14 protein-coding genes and 1 pseudogene are annotated in these 17,074 nt (G+C 61.1%); 7 read left to right on the forward strand and 8 right to left on the reverse strand.

Annotated features, from left to right (window positions below; all coding sequences use genetic code 11):
- Positions 1 to 94 precede the first annotated feature (94 nt).
- From PSH80_RS03925 to PSH80_RS03935, 3 genes are read left to right on the forward strand one after another with little or no spacing between them, the layout of a single operon-like run.
- Positions 95 to 754 carry a paraquat-inducible protein A gene (locus PSH80_RS03925; protein ID WP_057442080.1) on the forward strand — a complete coding sequence of 220 codons (660 nt, stop codon included), beginning with the start codon at positions 95 to 97 and terminating at the stop codon, positions 752 to 754.
- The gene (locus PSH80_RS03930; protein WP_057442078.1) at positions 741 to 1,364 is read left to right on the forward strand and encodes a paraquat-inducible protein A; all 624 of its coding nucleotides are present in this window, start codon (positions 741 to 743) and stop codon (positions 1,362 to 1,364) included. The genes PSH80_RS03925 and PSH80_RS03930 overlap by 14 nt, the downstream gene beginning before the upstream one ends.
- On the forward strand, positions 1,357 to 3,660 hold the full coding sequence (locus tag PSH80_RS03935; protein ID WP_186625423.1) for a PqiB family protein: 2,304 nt from the start codon (positions 1,357 to 1,359) through the stop codon (positions 3,658 to 3,660). Before PSH80_RS03930 ends, PSH80_RS03935 begins: the two co-directional genes overlap by 8 nt.
- An 85-nt stretch (positions 3,661 to 3,745) precedes the next feature.
- Here the strand turns inward: PSH80_RS03935 and mksF are convergent, their stop codons facing one another.
- From mksF to mksB, 3 genes are read right to left on the reverse strand one after another with little or no spacing between them, the layout of a single operon-like run.
- Positions 3,746 to 6,586 (reverse strand): Mks condensin complex protein MksF, encoded by a 2,841-nt coding sequence (gene mksF / locus PSH80_RS03940; protein WP_057958257.1) that lies wholly within the window; start codon positions 6,584 to 6,586, stop codon positions 3,746 to 3,748.
- Positions 6,583 to 7,284, reverse strand: coding sequence for an Mks condensin complex protein MksE (gene mksE / locus PSH80_RS03945; protein ID WP_305419278.1), 702 nt, complete (start codon positions 7,282 to 7,284; stop codon positions 6,583 to 6,585). The genes mksF and mksE overlap by 4 nt, the downstream gene beginning before the upstream one ends.
- On the reverse strand, positions 7,274 to 8,551 hold the full coding sequence (gene mksB / locus PSH80_RS03950) for an Mks condensin complex protein MksB (protein ID WP_220172694.1): 1,278 nt from the start codon (positions 8,549 to 8,551) through the stop codon (positions 7,274 to 7,276). Before mksB ends, mksE begins: the two co-directional genes overlap by 11 nt.
- A gap of 229 nt (positions 8,552 to 8,780) precedes the next feature.
- Between mksB and PSH80_RS03955 the strand changes: the two genes are divergently transcribed.
- Together PSH80_RS03955 and rimI are read left to right on the forward strand one after the other, a co-directional pair.
- On the forward strand, positions 8,781 to 9,533 hold the full coding sequence (locus PSH80_RS03955; RefSeq protein WP_305420537.1) for an energy transducer TonB: 753 nt from the start codon (positions 8,781 to 8,783) through the stop codon (positions 9,531 to 9,533).
- Entirely contained in the window at positions 9,526 to 9,978 is a 453-nt protein-coding gene (gene rimI / locus PSH80_RS03960; RefSeq protein WP_057442068.1) for a ribosomal protein S18-alanine N-acetyltransferase, read from the forward strand. The genes PSH80_RS03955 and rimI overlap by 8 nt, the downstream gene beginning before the upstream one ends.
- Positions 9,979 to 10,112: 134 nt before the next feature.
- Here rimI and PSH80_RS03965 read toward each other — a convergent pair whose 3' ends face one another.
- A complete protein-coding gene (locus PSH80_RS03965; RefSeq protein WP_057442067.1) occupies positions 10,113 to 10,517 on the reverse strand; it encodes a hypothetical protein in 405 nt (134 codons plus the stop codon).
- A gap of 151 nt (positions 10,518 to 10,668) precedes the next feature.
- Here PSH80_RS03965 and can point away from each other — a divergent pair, with 151 nt between their 5' ends.
- The gene (gene can / locus PSH80_RS03970) at positions 10,669 to 11,313 is read left to right on the forward strand and encodes a carbonate dehydratase (RefSeq protein WP_057442066.1); all 645 of its coding nucleotides are present in this window, start codon (positions 10,669 to 10,671) and stop codon (positions 11,311 to 11,313) included.
- Here can and PSH80_RS03975 read toward each other — a convergent pair.
- The 4 genes from PSH80_RS03975 to PSH80_RS03990 form a co-directional block, all read right to left on the reverse strand.
- On the reverse strand, positions 11,310 to 11,834 hold the full coding sequence (locus PSH80_RS03975) for a hypothetical protein (RefSeq protein WP_057958259.1): 525 nt from the start codon (positions 11,832 to 11,834) through the stop codon (positions 11,310 to 11,312). The genes can and PSH80_RS03975 overlap by 4 nt on opposite strands.
- A gap of 168 nt (positions 11,835 to 12,002) precedes the next feature.
- Entirely contained in the window at positions 12,003 to 13,193 is a 1,191-nt protein-coding gene (locus tag PSH80_RS03980) for a hypothetical protein (protein WP_305419284.1), read from the reverse strand.
- Between the two features lie 261 nt (positions 13,194 to 13,454).
- Complete coding sequence (locus PSH80_RS03985; protein ID WP_169990524.1) at positions 13,455 to 13,664, reverse strand: hypothetical protein; 210 nt, start codon at positions 13,662 to 13,664, stop codon at positions 13,455 to 13,457.
- A gap of 200 nt (positions 13,665 to 13,864) precedes the next feature.
- A complete protein-coding gene (locus PSH80_RS03990) occupies positions 13,865 to 15,283 on the reverse strand; it encodes a short-chain fatty acid transporter (RefSeq protein ID WP_057442063.1) in 1,419 nt (472 codons plus the stop codon).
- A 199-nt stretch (positions 15,284 to 15,482) separates the two neighbouring features.
- Here PSH80_RS03990 and PSH80_RS03995 point away from each other — a divergent pair.
- Positions 15,483 to 16,768 (forward strand): annotated as a pseudogene (locus PSH80_RS03995) (MFS transporter).
- Positions 16,769 to 17,074 lie beyond the last annotated feature (306 nt).

Raw genomic sequence — 17,074 nt, forward strand, 5'->3', positions numbered from 1 at the left:
CTATCGCCATCGCTTGATCCCGACAAATTTGCACAGTTATTTCTGAACCAGAACACTAGAATACACACCTGATCATTTTGTCTTAGAGTCCTATATGTCCGACCCGGTTGATACCACCCAGGTGTCCGACCTACCGCTGGAGGACCTGGTTGCCTGCCACGAGTGCGACTTGCTGATGCGCAAGCCAGAGCTTGCGCACGGTGAAAAGGCCCTGTGTCCACGCTGTGGTTATGAGATGTACGCCCACCGCTACAATGTCGTAGAGCGCAGCCTTGCCTTGGTGATCGCAGCGCTATTGCTGTACATCCCGGCGAACTTTCTACCCATCATGCAGCTCAATCTACTCGGGCAGTCTTCGCAGGACACGGTCTGGAGCGGTGTAGTTGCCCTGTTCAATACCGGCATGCAAGGCGTGGCGGTGGTGGTGTTCCTGTGCAGCATGGGCATTCCATTGCTCAAGCTGCTCTGCCAGCTTGCGGTGCTGCTCAGCATCCGCTGGAACATAGGCCGCAGTTATGGCCTGTTGCTATACCGTATTTATCACCATATGCGCGATTGGGGGATGCTGGAGGTCTACCTGATGGGCGTGCTGGTGGCGATTGTAAAACTGGCCGATATGGCTGCCCTTAGCGTGGGCCTGGGACTGGCCTGTTTTATCAGCCTGTTGATGGTCCAGGTACTGCTGGAGGTGGTGATGTCACCCCATCAGATCTGGCAAGCGTTGTCCGGGGAGGACGAACATGCGGGCGATTGATGCTGGCATTCTGATCTGTACCGAATGTCACGAACTGAACAGGCAGGACCCGGACACCGACGAGCAAACCTGCACCCGTTGTGGTGCCCTGGTCCATGCGCGCCGGCCGAACAGCCTGATGCGCACCTGGGCGTTGCTGATTACTGCGGCAATTCTGTACATCCCGGCTAACCTGTTGCCAATCATGACGGTTAACTCACTGGGGCAGGGCGCTCCAAGCACCATCATGTCCGGCGTGATCGAACTGGTTCAGCACGGCATGTTCCCGATTGCCGCCGTGGTGTTTATTGCCAGTATCCTGGTGCCGACCTTCAAGCTGGTAGGCATCGCACTGCTGCTGTTCTCGGTGCAACGTCACCAGCCGCTTTCCGCCCGACAACGCATTATCATGTACCGCTTTATCGAGTTTATCGGTCGCTGGTCCATGCTGGATATCTTCGTGATCGCCATTCTGGTGGCGGTCGTTAACTTTGGGCGACTAGCCAGTATCGAGGCCAATCTCGGTGCCGTGGCGTTCGCCAGTGTGGTGATCTTGACGATGCTTGCCGCAGTAACTTTCGATCCCCGACTGATTTGGGATAACACGGAGTCGGACGACGACCATGACTGATTTGCCAAAGGCTAAAACCCGCCCCGCTTCGAACTGGTCGGCCATTTGGGTACTGCCGTTGATCGCCCTGGTGATCGGCGGCTGGCTCGGATGGCGCGCCTATACCCAGACGGGCATCGAGATCCAGGTTCGCTTTGAAAGCGGTGAAGGCATCCAGGTCAACAAGACCGAAGTGGTCTACAAAGGCATGACCGTGGGCAAGGTCAAGACCTTGGCATTGGATGACGAGGGCAGCAATCGTGGGGTGATTGCGACTATTGAGATGAACAAGGATGTCGAGCAATACCTCAAGGCCAATACGCGCTTCTGGCTGGTCAAGCCCAGCGTCAGCCTGGCCGGGATTACTGGCCTGGAAACCCTGGTCTCGGGCAATTACATCGCCGCCAGCCCCGGCGACGGTGAGCCCACGCGTAAATTCAAGGCGCTCTCCGAAGAGCCCCCATTATCCGACGCCAAGCCCGGCCTGCACCTGACGGTCAAGGCCGAGCGGCTCGGCTCGCTGGACCGTGGCAGCCCGGTGTTCTACAAACAGATCCAGGTCGGCCAGGTCAAAAGCTACCTGCTGTCGGCTGATCAGAACACGGTCGAGATCAAGGTCTATATCGAGCCGACCTACGCCAGCCTGGTGCGCAAACATACGCGTTTCTGGAATGCCAGCGGCATCAGCATCGACGCCAACCTCTCCGGGGTCAAAGTGCGCAGCGAGTCCCTGGCCAGCATCGTCGCCGGGGGGATTGCCTTCGCTACGCCAGAGAACCGTAAGGACAGCCCGCCCACCGACCCGAGCCTGCCATTCCGCCTGTACGAAGACTTCGATGCCGCCGCCGCAGGGATCCGCATCAAGGTCAAGCTCAGTGACTTCGAGGGCTTGCAAGCCGGTCGTACGCCGGTGATGTACAAAGGCATCCAGGTCGGCAGCCTCAAGGCCCTGAAGGTGGACTCTGACCTGTCCAGCGCCAGCGCCGACTTGACCCTCGACCCATTGGCCGAAGATTACCTGGTGGAGGGCACCCAGTTCTGGGTGGTCAAGCCATCCATCTCCCTGGCGGGCATCACCGGCCTGGAAGCCTTGGTCAAGGGCAATTACATTGCCATCCGCCCTGGTGACAAAGGCGCAAACCCCCAGCGCGAGTTTGTGGCCCGGGCCAAGGCGCCACCGCTGGACCTGCGCTCCCCTGGCTTGCACCTGGTCCTGCTCACAGAAAGCCTCGGCTCCCTGGAAGTTGGCAGCCCGATCCTCTACAAACAGGTCAAGGTCGGTTCGGTGCAGAGCTACCAGTTTTCGCGCAAGCGCAAGCAACTGGTGATCGGCGTGCATATCGAGAAGGAATATGAAGGCCTGGTCAACGGTTCGACGCGCTTCTGGAACGCCAGTGGCGTGACCCTGACCGGCGGGCTCACCGGCGGCATCCAGGTCAAAAGCGAATCCCTGCAAAGCCTGATGGCCGGGGGGATCGCCTTTGAGACCCCAGAGCCGAACGTACCGCTGAGAAATCGCATCCCGCGTTTCCGCCTGTTTGCCGATCGCGAAGCCTCCACCCAGCGTGGCACCCTGATCACGATCAAGGTTGACCGCGCCGATGGCCTGCGCACCGATACGCCGATTCGCTTCAAAGGCCTGGACGTGGGCAAGATTGAAAGCGTTGACCTGAGCCCGGACATGCAGTCGGTGATGCTCACTGCGCGCATCACCGAAGTCCCTGAGCGGATCGCCCGTACCGGCAGCCAGTTCTGGGTGGTCAAGCCCGAGTTGGGCCTGATGAAGACCGCCAACCTGGAAACCCTGGTCACCGGCCAATACATCGAAGTGCTGCCGGCGGTGAAAAGCACCGGTGCGCAAAAGAACTTCGTGGCCCTGGCCCAACCGCCAGAGAGCAACGTGCAAGAAGCCGGCTTGAGCCTGGTACTCAGCGCCGCCCGCCGTGGCTCGCTGAAAGTCGGCGTGCCAGTCACCTACCGGGAAGTCACAGTCGGCAAGGTCACCGGCTACGAGTTGGGCAAGACCGCTGACCGTGTGCTGATCCATGTGCTGATCGAGCCCAAATACGCTCCGCTGGTTCGTGGCGGTAGCCGTTTCTGGAACAGCAGCGGCTTTGGCCTGGACTTTGGCCTGTTCAAGGGCGCGACAGTGCGCACCGAGTCCCTGGAAACCCTGGTCCAGGGCGGTATCGCCTTTGCCACGCCGGATGGCGAGCGCATGGGCAACCCGGCGCTGCCCGAGCAGACCTTCCCGTTGTTCGACAAGTTCGAAGACGAGTGGCTGATCTGGGCGCCGAAGATCCCCCTGGGTAAATAGCGCCCCCACCAACACCGCATAACCCGCCTACAAAAAAGGCCGCGATCCATAGGATCGCGGCCTTTTTGTATTTCAACAGCGCGGATCAGACCTCATCCAACTCCGGCTCATCCGCCTGCACATTCACCGTCGCCTTCACCGCATCATGCCGGCGAATGTACTTCCAGTCCGCCTCATCAATGTAGATCCCGTTCGGCCCGCTGCCGCCTTCGAGGTCGATCGCCACCTGGGCGGAGACCTGCGGCTTCACACTGGCCAGGATCGGCACAAAGCCCAGCTGCAGGCTGGTCTCCAGCAGTGCTGCCTGGTTCTTCTCGTCGATATCCGCCGCTTCGTCGAGGTAGTACGGCAGGCGCACGCGACCGGCCTGGTCGCGGTCCATCAAGTGCAGCAACAAGTACATGTTGGTCAGCGCCTTGATGGTCATGGTGGTGCCGTTGGACGCGGCGCCATCAATGTCGGTGTGAATGATCGGCTGGCCATTGACCTTGGTGATCTCGAACGCCAGTTCGAACAGGTCCTTGAGCCCCAACTGGTTATGGTTGGCGGCGACCAGGCGTGCCAGGTATTCCTTGGCCTCTTCGTTCTTGTTGTCCTGCTCGGCACTTTGGCTGAGATCGAACACCGAGAGGGTTTCGCCTTCCTCATACTGACCGGCACTGTGAATGATCTGGTCGATATGCTTGAGCGCTTCCTTGTTCGGCGCCAACACAATACGGAAGCTTTGCAGGTTGGATACCTGGCGCTTGTTGATCTCGCGGTTGAACAGGGCCAACTGGTGCTCAAGGCTGTCGTAGTCGCTGCGGATATTGCGCAGGGTCCGCGCGATATCCGTCACCGCTGCACGGCGTGCCTTGCCCAGGGTCAGGGCTTCGTCGGTACGGTGCGCATACGCATTGATCAACAGGTGCAGGCGACGCTCCATATCGTCTTCACTGTCGAACTTGGCCACGCCCTTGAGGCGCACCTGGGCGTACAGCGCGTCGATCTGCCCGTCAGCGCGCTGCAAGCCCTGCCAGCTGTCCTGATAGTCGTTGAGCAGCGGCAGCAGGTTGTCCATGGAATCGTCGATCGGGTCCATGAACGGCGTGCCGAACGGCAAGTCGGCCGGCAGCAGCTGGCGACGGCGCAAGGCGTCATCGAGGGTGCGCTGCTTGGCTTCCATATCACCGATCTGCCGGCCGACCAGTTGCAGCTTGGCCGACAATTGCTGGACGCGTTCGGTGAACGCATCACTGGAGCGCTTCAGTTCATCCTGGGCCGCTTCCATCTGCGCCAGGTTTTCCAGTTTCTCGTCTTCCTCGGCACTCAGGGTCTGGGCGCGGCGGAAGTCTTCCAGGGCTTTCTGCGCATCAAGTACCTGCTGGTACAGGGCTTCGGTCTGGGTCTTGCTCGCCGCGCGGTCCGAGGCCACGGCCTGCTGGGTCTTGAGTTGCTTGAGTTCTTTTTCCAGGCGCTCCTTCTGGTCGCGCAACGCCGCGCGGTCCGCCAGGGCCTGCAAGGCCGGTGGCTCGATGTGCGAGATGTCGATGGACAGCCCCGGCACTTCAAAGCGCTCGCCGGTGAAGCCATCGAGGATCAGCTCCAGGGATTTGACCCACTGGCCGTCTTCATCCAGGGTGATGCCATGCTCGCCCAGCGGCAGGCTGAACAACGAACTGTTGAACAGACGCATCAGACGCTCGACGTCCTGCTGTGAGAATTCTTCCCGCAGTTTGGCGTAGCTGTTGTTGTCGGCGTGATCGAGTTGCTGCTTGACCGACTTCAGGCGTTTTTCCAGGTCACGCAGGCGTTCGTCCAGGTCCTCGGCACTGAACTGTCGCGATTGCGCCAGGGCGCCGGCCAGTTCGTCGTGGGCATCCTTGGCCGCCAGCAGTTGCTGCTCCAGGACCTTGACGTCATCCACCAGGGCAAAGCGATGCTTGAGCACCGACAACTCGCCCAGCCAGCGTTGAATGCCGCTGATTTCCCGCTCCAGGCGCATCAGCTCCTGGGTGCCGCCGCGCTGATCGTTCTGCAGCGCATCCTGCTCGTTGCGGTAGTGTTCGGCCTGGATCGTCAGCTCTTCCTTGCGTGCATTGGCGTAGTCCGACCAGGTGCCCAGCAGTGAGTCGAGCAATGGCGACAGGCGATGCAACTTGCCGCGCAGGATTTCCCGCTGCTTCACGCCGTTGGACAGCGCCTCCACCAGAGGGCCGGCGGCCACCAGGGAGTTGTAGTCCTGCTCCATGCGTCGTACATCGCGGAACGCTTCTTCGCACGCGGCAATGTAATCCACGCTGCCGGAGCGCAGGCTGTGTTCGAAGGCATCGAGGAACAGCTGCTTGAGCTTGGCCGCGGTGATTTCGCGCATGTGCAGCAGGTTGATAAACAGCGCACGGAAGGTTTTCAGGCTCTGCTCGCTGGTGGAGCGCAGCGGAATCAGGGTCAGGTCCAGCGGGATCGACGTATGGCCGCCGACCAGCAAGCGCCGCAGTTCGTCGGGCTTGAGCTCGTAAGCCTTCAGGCCCTCGCGCTCAAGGTTGGTGAACAGCTCTTTCTGGCGCAGGCAGGTGTCGTTCTTCTGGTAGTGGGCCAGGTCCAGCTTGCCGGCGTAGGCAAAGAACTGGTGGCCGAAACCACCGCCCGGGCCGCGGCCGACCACGCCAATCACGTGCGGGCCGTGGGGCAGCGAGACTTCGACGAGGATGTAGCTGGTGTCGGTGGCGAAGTAGAAGCGCCGCGACTGTTCCAGGGTGTACTTGCCGAAGCTCATGTCCGACATGCGCGCCAGGATCGGGAACTGCAAGGCGTTGATCGACGCCGACTTACCGAGGTTGTTCGCGCCATACACCGACAGCGGCTCTTCCAGCGGGAACAGGCCCAGGCTGTAGCCGGCGGTATTCAATAGGGCGAAGCGGCGAATGCCGTAGCGTTCCTTGCTCATGCATCGGTCTCCTGTTCTTCGGCAATGGCGCGGGCGAGGGCATCTTCTTCGCTTTCAAATTCGCTCAAGTCCAGCGGGTCATCGGTCTGCAGCAGTTTTTCATCGTTGTCTTCGTCGATGATCACCGGCGCTGGCAACGGCAGCACGCTGTGCACGCTGGCTGCCAGGTCGCGGTCGGCCTGGACCGACAGGCACACATCAAGGAAGCGGTGCATCGGCGGCAGGAAGCGATAGACGCCGTTGTCTTCACTGGCAAACCCGAGCTGGGTCATGCGGCGCATGATTTTTTCTTCCAGTTCTTCCTGGGTCTGCACTTCGGCCTGGATAAACAGGTCGCGGTACTTCTCCAGCAAGGAGGGCAGTTCATCGCGGCCCAGGCTGCCGCCGTCGAGCACGGCAATCGGGTCGCGGCCCTGATCGGCCAGGTGCTCGACAATGATGAAAGTGAACAGCGCCAGGCGTTGCGCAGTCTTGTTCACCTGCGCGCTGGCGATGGCCGAGTCGGGTACGAAGTAGTAGAAACCCCGGGTATCGCACACCAACTCAAAGCCCAGGGCCTTGAACAGCGTGCGGTACTGGTCCTGGAAGTTCGACAGTTGCGCGTACAGCTCCGGGTCGCGGCGGCTGACGTGGTAACCCTTGAACAGCTCGCGAAAGATCGGCGCCAGCTGGGACAGTTCGGATAGATCAAGATGCATAAGGTGTGCTCGCAGAATTCTCGGCTAAGTCGGTGCTGGCCGGGAGCAGGGCGAATGAGCGCAGGCTGACCTGGTGCTCGTGAGTATGGTAATCCCGGCGTTCCAGGCGCTCGCGCTTGAAACGCTTCTCCCGCGACAAACGCGAGAACCAGTACAGCAACTCGTCGGTGGCCCCGTCCGGTTCCTGTTCCAGCAGCCAGGTCATCAGGTCGGGCATCGGCAGTGCGTCTTCGCAGCGCTCGAGCATCTCCTTGACCGTGCGCGGCGCACGCTGGGCTTCGCCCTTGTGGGATTTGTGGGCCTTGGGGAAGCGCGCCGGCTTGGGTTCGAAATTCGCCAGGGCATACACATAGGCTTCCACCTGGCTGGCGCTGCCGAGGAAGGTGCTCTGTGGCCGGGTAAACATCGGCATCGCCGCTTGCGGCACCGCGTCCAGGCCCTTGCGCCGGATCGCCGACAGGGCCAGCGCTGCGCCACGGGTCACGGCGTTGTGCCGGCGCGCTTCTTCGCGCAGCGGCAGCAGCAGTTCCCGGGCATGGCGCAAGGTCAACTGGGCGCTGGTCTGCATTTCGAGGATGCGCGCGTGGGTGCGCAGCAACATGTCGTCGTCCACCAGGTGGCCCAGGCGTTGCTGCTCGGTGAGCATGCGCAACAGCACGTTCTCTACCTTGCGCACGCCTTGCTCGAAGGCACCGTCGGCGTTCACCAGTTGGATCATCGGCTCGACGTACTCGTCCCAGGTCGCCAGGACCTCGGCATAACGCTGGCGCAACGGGATCTGCCGGTCGCTGGTCTTGGCCCGGTCGGCCACGGCAGCGAGGGCCTGTTCGTCATTGGCGAGTTTTTTCAGCACGTCGCGCACGCGCATGTCCAGCAGCCGCAGTTGGCGGGCCAGGTCGTGGCCGTCGCGGATGTCGAAGGCGTCCTGGATATAACCGGCCAGGCGCTCGAGGTGGCGCAGGTAGGCTTCGATTTCCAGGCACAGGCCTAGCCGGTGCTCCTTGCGAAGATAGGCCAGGAAGTCATGGATCTGCGCGTTGAGCTCGAAACGGTTCGGGCTCTTGGCGACAGGCACCAGGATATCCAGGCGAATCCACACGTCCAGCAGGTTGGTGATGTCCTGTGGCGTGCTGTCCAGTTGTTGGGCGGCCAGTTGCGCGCGCAACTCGCCAAGGCTCAGGGTGCCTTGGTCGAAGTGTTCGCACAGTGGCTCAAGCAGGGCCCAGTGTTCGGCGAGGGCGCGCAAGACGCGCTTGGGTTCGATCATCGGAATGGCCGGCTGGTTGGCGAATTAAAAGCAGCGATTGTACTGCATCAGGCGCGGGATTTATCCACAGCCGGTCAGGGCGCGTTCGCGATGGGCGGTCAGCAATGCAGAGAAAGTCATCAACGGTGGGCGATCATCGTCGAAGGGCGGTAGAATCTGCGCTCTTTAGTTATCCACAAGTGGCCGAGCCTTGCTTATCGAGTCCCGACGTCGCGCTTACTTGACTGCCATGCAGGTGGTCAACTGGCTGCCGCGCACCGAATTGCCCTTTGCCGCGCCGTCGCGGCCCGAACTGCTGCAGGCGCTGGAAGCCTTCGAGCCGTTCGACGCCTCGGGTGAGGAAGCGGCGGCGCCGGTTGCGCTGGTCAAACCCGTGGCCGAGGTGCCTGTGCGGCCGTCGGAGCGGGTCAAGATCGAAGTACCACGCCCCTCGACCGCGCCCAAGCCCGCTGCCGTGGCCGACGATGCCCCGGCCCCGGTGGCCAAGGCCCCGGTCGTGCCGCCACCGCGTTTTGCCCTGCAGTTGCTGCGGGCCGGGCGTTGCCTGTTGCTGGTCGAGTTGCCGACCGGCGAGCGCTTCCAGACGCGTGACCCGGCCTACCTGCTGCTCAAGGACATGCTGCGCGCCGCCGGCCTGCCCGACAGCCCGCAGATCGTCGGCGAGCCCGTGCGCTGGCCGCTGCTGGTGCGCGGCAATATGGACCAGGGCCCGGACGCCGCGCGTGATTTTGTGCAAGGTTTTGTCTCGGCCCGCCTGGAAGACGAACCCTGCGTGTGCCTGTGGGTGATCGGCCTGCCGGCCGTGCGGTTTGCCGGCGAAGCCGACGCCGAGGCCTGGTACCGCGAACTGCAGGTCGAAGGCCTGGGCTCGGTCTGGGCCTTGCCGGGCCTGGAATTATTAATGGAAGAGCCACAGCGTAAGGCTGATGTCTGGCAAGCCATGCGCCGGCTGATGGCGCGCTGGAAAACAACCGATGAGTGAGGCTTTATCCTTCCGCCCGATGACCGAGGCTGACCTCGACGCCGTGCTGAAAATCGAATACGCGGCGTTCAGCCACCCCTGGACCCGGGGCATCTTTCTCGATGGGCTGGGCAAGTACCAGATCTGGTTGATGTTCGAAGGCGAGCAACAAGTGGGCCACGGCGTGGTGCAGATCATCCTCGATGAAGCGCATTTGCTGAACATCACCGTCAAGCCGGAAAACCAAGGGCGTGGCCTGGGCCTGGCCTTGCTGGAGCATCTGATGTCGCGGGCGTATGCCGCCCATGCACGGGAGTGCTTCCTGGAAGTGCGCGACAGCAATACCGGGGCTTTCCGCCTGTATGAGCGCTACGGGTTCAATGAAATTGGCCGTCGTCGCGACTACTACCCGGCCGTCGGTGGCCGCGAAGACGCAGTTGTCATGGCCTGCACCCTGGTCGACTAACACACACGATCCCGGGTGGGAGCAGTCTTGTGTGGGAGCTGGCTTGCCTGCGATAGCGGTGGTGAATCCAGCGCCGCTATCGCAGGCAAGCCAGCTCCCACACCGCCATGCTTCACCATAAGTCTGGCGCTGTATCAGCGGTTACCGTCGACCGGATCAATGTCCGCCAGCTCTGCCTCATCCAACCCATTACCGCCGCCAATCTCATCTTCATCGACGATGCTCAGGTCCCAATCGGCCGGTTCGTCTTCACCTTCTTCCAGGGCATCGCGCGCGCCGTCTTCCTGAATCAGCGTTTCGGGGCTCATATCATCATCCGTGGACTCATGATCCGCCGTCGACGCCCCAGTCATCCCAGCCTCGCGTACCCGTTCGTCGGGCATCAGCTGCTCGCGCTCGGCACGGGGGATCTCATCGCCGATTTCCGCCGTCGGCGTCTCCTCGTCAAAATCCAGCTCCCGCATCGAGCCCATGCGATCTTCGTTGTCATCAATCGGTTCGGGCTGCGTAGCGCCGTACGGACGTCGTGATTCAGTCATGGTCAATCCTCATACTGTGGGGCTTATAGTGTGTGGACAGGCAGGGCGCCCCAAGATTCAAGTCATTACCGACCGGCTATCTTTATAGACGGCGTGACCCGGACGGGCGGTCGTCTGTCAAAGCTGCGCATCATTCCTGAGGCTTTCCCTGATGAACGAACTACAAGACCTGCTTGATAACAACGAACGCTGGGCGGATGCGATCAAACAGGAAGATCCCGAATTCTTCGCCAAGCTCGCCCGCCAGCAGACCCCGGAATACCTGTGGATCGGCTGTTCGGACGCCCGGGTGCCGGCCAACGAGATCGTCGGCATGTTGCCCGGCGACCTGTTTGTGCACCGTAACGTGGCCAATGTGGTGCTGCACACCGACCTCAACTGCCTGTCGGTGATCCAGTACGCTGTGGATGTGCTCAAGGTCAAACATATCCTGGTCACTGGCCACTATGGCTGCGGCGGCGTGCGCGCCTCGATGCAGGACCGCCAGTTCGGCCTGATCGACGGTTGGTTGCGGTCGATCCGCGACCTGTACTACGAGAACCGCGAAGTACTGGCCCAGTTACCTACCGAAGAAGAACGGGTCGATCGCCTGTGTGAACTCAATGTCATCCAGCAAGTCGCCAATGTCGGTCACACCAGCATCGTGCAGAACGCCTGGCATCGCGGGCAGAGCCTATCGATCCACGGGTGCATCTACGGGATCAAGGACGGCCGCTGGAAAAGCCTCAACGCCACCATCACCGGCTTCGAGCAACTGCCGCCGCAGTACCGCCTGCGTCCGGTGGAGGCCCTTTAAGAGCGTTTGCGCTGGCGCCACTGTTCCATAAACAGTTGGCCTTCCCGGTTAAGCGGCTCTTTCATGCCGGTGATCCAGCCCCGGCAGTTCCCCGCGCCGCAACGGCACGGGAACTGCCGGTACAGCACATCCTCGGTGGTGGCGTAATCCATGGTCAGCAGCGTGCCAGGGCGGATGGCCTGGATCGACCATAGCTCCAGCTCGCTGATGTCGAGGAACACATTCGGATCGCACGAATGCAGGAGCAGGCCGCTGAACCACGGGTCGTACAAGTGGATGCGTGAAGACACCTGCAGCGTGTGCAAGCGCCGTTCACCCAGGGCGTGCCCGGAAATTTTGGCGATTCGCACACGGCTGTCGAAGGCCACTTTGGCCTTGATCCCGGTTCCGCGCCCATTGCGGGTGTGTACCACCTCAAAGTTTTGACGCGAGGGGTAACCTTTTTTCGCCAACAGTGCTGCGAAGGGGTACAGACAGTCACTGGCCGCAGCGGGCGCCTCTTCCATGATCTGGGTTTTCATAGCATTCCTTGTCGGGCTGCATCGACCTCCTGGTGTTGCTATGACTGCCAGTCTTGCAGCAAATGGGCACCGCTCAAGGTTTGCGCAAAAAAAAGCCGATATCTACTGTCAAATCTGACAGTAGGTATCGGCTTTTTTGCGTAAGACACTGGCGATAAGGGCAGGAGCCTACAGCGCCGGCGCCGCGACAGAAGCTTCTGGCAGAGGGCTTTTCAGGCGCTTGAGCTGGGGCTTGATCGAGGCGCTGGTGCATTTTTCCTTGGCCTGCTCGGCGGACAATTCGCGCACCGAGGTGTAGAACAATTCGCAGGTCTGCTCCTTGCGCGTCACCTGCCAGGTGTTCATGCAGCCCTTGAGCAACACATTGGGGTCGCTGGCAGGCTTTTGCCCCATCCCGGCTTGCCAGCAGGCCGCGCTCAAGTCCTGGCCCATGACTTTCAAGCCGGCCTCGTCGGCTTTCTGTTCGTCGCCGTCGTAGCTGTCCGGGTTGGCGGCGTACCAGATGTAACTGGGGTGATTGGCCCCCAGCACTGCGACTTTACTGCCTTCGGCCGGGCTGATTTGCGTCAGGCCCAGTACCCCGAGGGTTTGCCCGTAGTGTTGCTGGATCCAACTGCGCACGGGTGCACCGAAAGCGACCATGGGCAGCGGGCCAGTGGGGTGCAGGCTCAGTTCCCGGACAACCCGGGTCTGATACTCGCTGAAGTAGCTGTAGACCCCCTCCAGATCCTTGCCCGCCGTGGAGGGGGCGGCAATGGGCGCGATATCAATGATGGTCTGGTATTCCGGGGTCTGGGTCGCCGGTATACCGTTGGCGCTCAGTAGCGTGGCCCAACGGTCGGTGGTGGCTGATTCCAGATAGTCCTGGTAGTGGGTCAGGGAGTAATCCGGCGGGAAGTGCATCAACTCGATGCTCTTGCGGTTTTCCAGGGCCATGCCCAGCGGCAGGAACAGGTACCAGCTAAATTGCCACTTGCCATCCATCGCGGTTGAGCCGGCTGGCGCCCTCGTAAGCCAGGCGCCCTCGTAAGCCAGGTCGGCGGTGTTCAGCAACGCGGTCAAGGGCTGCCCATAGCCATCGGGCACCCCGGTAAAGCGCGCGCGGACCTGACCCTGTTCGGTCTTCACACTGACCCTGGCCCGGCTGTAGCCATCGCGCTGCAGGCTCTGGGTCAGATAGTGTTCGACGGTCTGTTCCAGGGTCAGCGGCCGAAAGCAGATCACGCTGCAATTGTTGGGGTAGGCGAACAATTGCGTGACCCGTTGTGCCGTGCCCAGATCAAGTTCGACGTCGGCTTGTACGACCGTGCTCACAGCAAGTGCGACAAAGGTGAAGGACAGCCTGGTCAGTTTAAACATGCATGTTTCCTTGTCAGCTAATGCCCGTCTGCGCGGGATGAATGCCCACCTTCACACAGTAGCGGCTGACCGGGAAAATGCCTCGGAAAATGCAGTTTTTTTGCAGGGCCTGGCCGCCTCGCTATATCGTGAAGTGCAGCACGTTGCTGTGGTTGCCCATGAATGTGCAACTAGGTTTGAGGTCGTCGCGTTACTTGTAAGTATTCAATGCAGGCTTTGAAGCTCCAGGGCTTGAGGGGGATCACAGCCTCTATAAAGGAATCAGCCTTTAAACGCTGCAACAGGCTTGAAAAGGTTTTTGTTAGGGTTTGATTCTGCAAATACTATTCTTCCCGCCGGCTGGCCGAATGCCGGTTTGAATTGTCTGAATTTTTTCAACGCGGGATTTTGCTGTGGGTTGACATCTTGGGTATTGCCAGTCTCAGCACTGTTTTGAGGTGTGGGCGTAGTAGCGGTAGGTGCGATATTCATCGGTATGACTCCAGTTGTAACTCTAAATAATTAGTTGTGGTCTCTTAGTTAAGTTGAAGAGTGTCTGGTGCTACTAAAAGACACTGTTAGGTGGCCCGTCATTTACGCGTGGTTCCCTTCCTGAAATATTCAGAGGGAACAACGGCGCTCAATGTCGACCTGGATGCACCCGTCACAACGACGGGTGCGGCGTCCAATGATTAAGGCATTACCGGCGGCATGTACTTCAACGTCGTCCCCAGCGCCCACAGCAGGAACAACACCAGCGGCGTGTGCACCAGCAGCTGCACAAACGAGAAGCCGATCAAGTCCCGCGCCTTCAGCCCCAGTACCCCCAGCAATGGCAGCATATAGAACGGGTTGATCAGGTTCGGCAGGGCCTCGGCGGCGTTGTAGATCTGCACGGCCCAGCCCAGGTGGTATTGCAGGTCATTGGCCACCTGCATCACATAGGGCGCCTCGATGATCCACTTGCCACCGCCCGACGGAATAAAGAACCCCAGTACCGCCGAGTACACGCCCATCAGCAGCGCGTAGGTGTCGTGGGAGGCGATGGAAGTGAAGAGGATCGAGATATGGTGGGCCAGGGTCTGGCCGTCGCCGCCCTTGACCACGGTAATCAACGCCGCGATGGAGCCGTACAGTGGGAACTGGATCAACACCCCGGTGGTGGTGGGCACCGCGCGCGCCACTGCGTCGAGGAAACTGCGCGGGCGCCAGTGCAGCAGGGCGCCGACCATCAGGAACAGGAAGTTATAGGTGTTGAGCCCCGAGATCGCGCTGATCGCAGGCTTGGTCGAAAACTCGTGGAACAGCCAGCCGGCGGCCAGCAGTGCCAGGAGGATGGTCAGCAGCGGGCTGTGCTCCAGCCATTCCCCCGGGCGGGTTGGCGGTTGTAGCTTGGGCAGGTTGAACGCCGGGTCCACGCCACAGGCCTTGGCATCACGGGCCGAGTTGGGCCCCGGTGCGGTGACGTAGGCGATGATCAGCGACACCACGATCAGTGCCAGCAACAGCACCCCCGATTGCCACAAAAAGATCGTGTCGGTGAAGGGGATGGTCCCGGTGATCGCCAGGATCGACGGCGGCAAGCTGGCCGGGTTGGCCTGCAATTGCGCGGCCGATGACGACAACCCCAGCGCCCACACGGCGCCCAGGCCCAGGTAAGCCGCCGCGCCAGCGGCGCGATAGTCCATGCGCAAATCCGTGCGCCGGGCCAGGGCCCGCACCAGCAACCCGCCGAACACCAGGGACAGGCCCCAGTTGAGCAGCGACGCGACCATCGAGATCAGCGCCACCCACGCCACGGCCGAGCGGCCGTTTTTCGGGATGCGTGCCAGGCGATCAATCAGCTTTACGGCGGGCGGCGAACTGGCCACCACATAGCCGCCAATCACCACAAAGGCCATCTGCATGGTGAACGGGATCAGGCTCCAGAAACCATCACCAAAGGCCTTGGCAGCGTCGGTGGGCGCAGCGCCCATGCCCAGAACCGCCACGGTGACAATGATCACCGCCAGGGCGGCAAACACCCAGGAGTCGGGAAACCAGCGTTCGGCAAAATTGGAGCAGCGCAGGGCAAAGCGGGCATAACGGCTATCTTCGATAGGGTCGGCCATGTGGGAGTACCTCTTGTAGTTATTATGCAAGCGTCGGGGTGTTGGCAAGGTATCGCTGCATCTTGGCCCACGGCTATTTATTTGGGAATGTTGTTATTTTCATGGATCAATGAGTAAAACGAATATATCGGCGGCGATTGCCAGGATCCGGTTCAGCTCATAACCTGCACGCCATTTTGTTTGTCTGCCGAGCCTCTTCATGACTGCCACCGCTTATCCACAGGCGCAGCGTTTTTCCCGCTCCGACTACAAAACCCTGGGGGCTGGCTGCCCTGGGCGGTGCCCTGGAAATCTACGACTTCATCATTTTCGTATTTTTCGCCCTGACCCTGAGCCAACTGTTCTTCCCCCCGGAAATGCCCGAATGGCTGCGCCTGTTGCAGAGCTTCGGGATTTTTGTCACCGGCTATCTGGCGCGGCCACTGGGCGGGATCCTGATGGCGCACTTTGCCGATCACTTGGGGCGCAAGCGCGTGTTCAGCCTGAGTATCCTGATGATGGCCTTGCCATGCCTGCTGATCGGGATCATGCCGACCTACGCGCAAATCGGCTATTTCGCCCCCCTGATTTTGCTGGCGCTGCGCGTCCTGCAGGGCGCGGCAGTGGGCGGTGAAGTGCCCAGCGCCTGGGTGTTTGTCGCCGAGCACGCGCCCGCCGGCCATCGCGGGTATGCCTTGGGGGTTCCTGCAGGCCGGGCTGACCTTCGGTTACCTGCTGGGGGCCTTGACCGCGACATTGCTGGCGCAGATGTTCACCCCTGAACAGATCCTCGATTACGCCTGGCGCTTTCCGTTCCTGCTGGGCGGTGTGTTTGGCGTGATCGGCGTGTGGCTTCGGCGTTGGCTGAGTGAAACCCCGGTGTTCCTGGCCATGCAGGCGCGCCGCCAGGCCGACGCCGAACTACCGCTGCGCACGGTGTTGCGTGACCACCGCCAGGCATTGCTGCCGGCCATGTTGCTGACCTGTGTGCTCACCTCAGCGGTGGTGGTGCTGGTGGTGATCACGCCGACCATGATGCAGAAAACCTTCGGCATGAGCCCCAGCCACACCTTCGCCCTGAGTGCATTGGGCATCGTTTTCCTGAACATCGGTTGTGTGCTGGCCGGCCTGTTGGTGGATCGCATCGGCGCCTGGCGCGCGGTGCTGGTCTACAGCCTGCTGTTGCCGGTGGGCATTGCCGTGCTATATGCCAGCCTGATTGCCGGCGGCGTGTGGCTGGGCGCGGCCTACGCAATTGCGGGGTTGAGTTGCGGGGTGGTGGGTGCGGTGCCCTCGGTGATGGTCAGCCTGTTTCCGGCACCGGTGCGCGTGTCGGGGATTTCCTTTACCTACAACATTGCCTACGCGCTGTGGGCGAGTACCACGCCGTTGATGCTGATCGCCTTGATGCCCACCAGCCCGTGGATCTGCGTTTTCTACTGTGTGGTGATGGGCGCGGTGGGCGTGGCCAGCGCATTGCGGTTTAGCCGGCGCCCGGTTTTTTAAAGCCGCCGCATTCCCCCTGTGGGAACGGGCTTGCCCGAATGCCGATCAGTTAAGCGAACGCAATGCTCAAGGCAGTGAAGATCAAATGTGGGAGCGGGCTTGTCGGATCGCCGCATCGCCGCGAAGGCGTCGGCCCAGCCAACATTGATGTTGACTGACCCACTGCTTTCGCGAGCAAGCCCGCTCCCACAGGGGATCTGCGCTTAACTGACTGGCATTAGGGCTTGCCCGCGATGGCGGTGGGTCAGGGTGTACTGCTATCGCAGGCAAGCCAACTCCCCTATGTGGTTAACACCCCGCTGGCAG

Origin of the sequence: Pseudomonas sp. FP818 (genome assembly GCF_030687335.1) — a bacterium.
Lineage (GTDB): Bacteria > Pseudomonadota > Gammaproteobacteria > Pseudomonadales > Pseudomonadaceae > Aquipseudomonas > Aquipseudomonas shahriarae.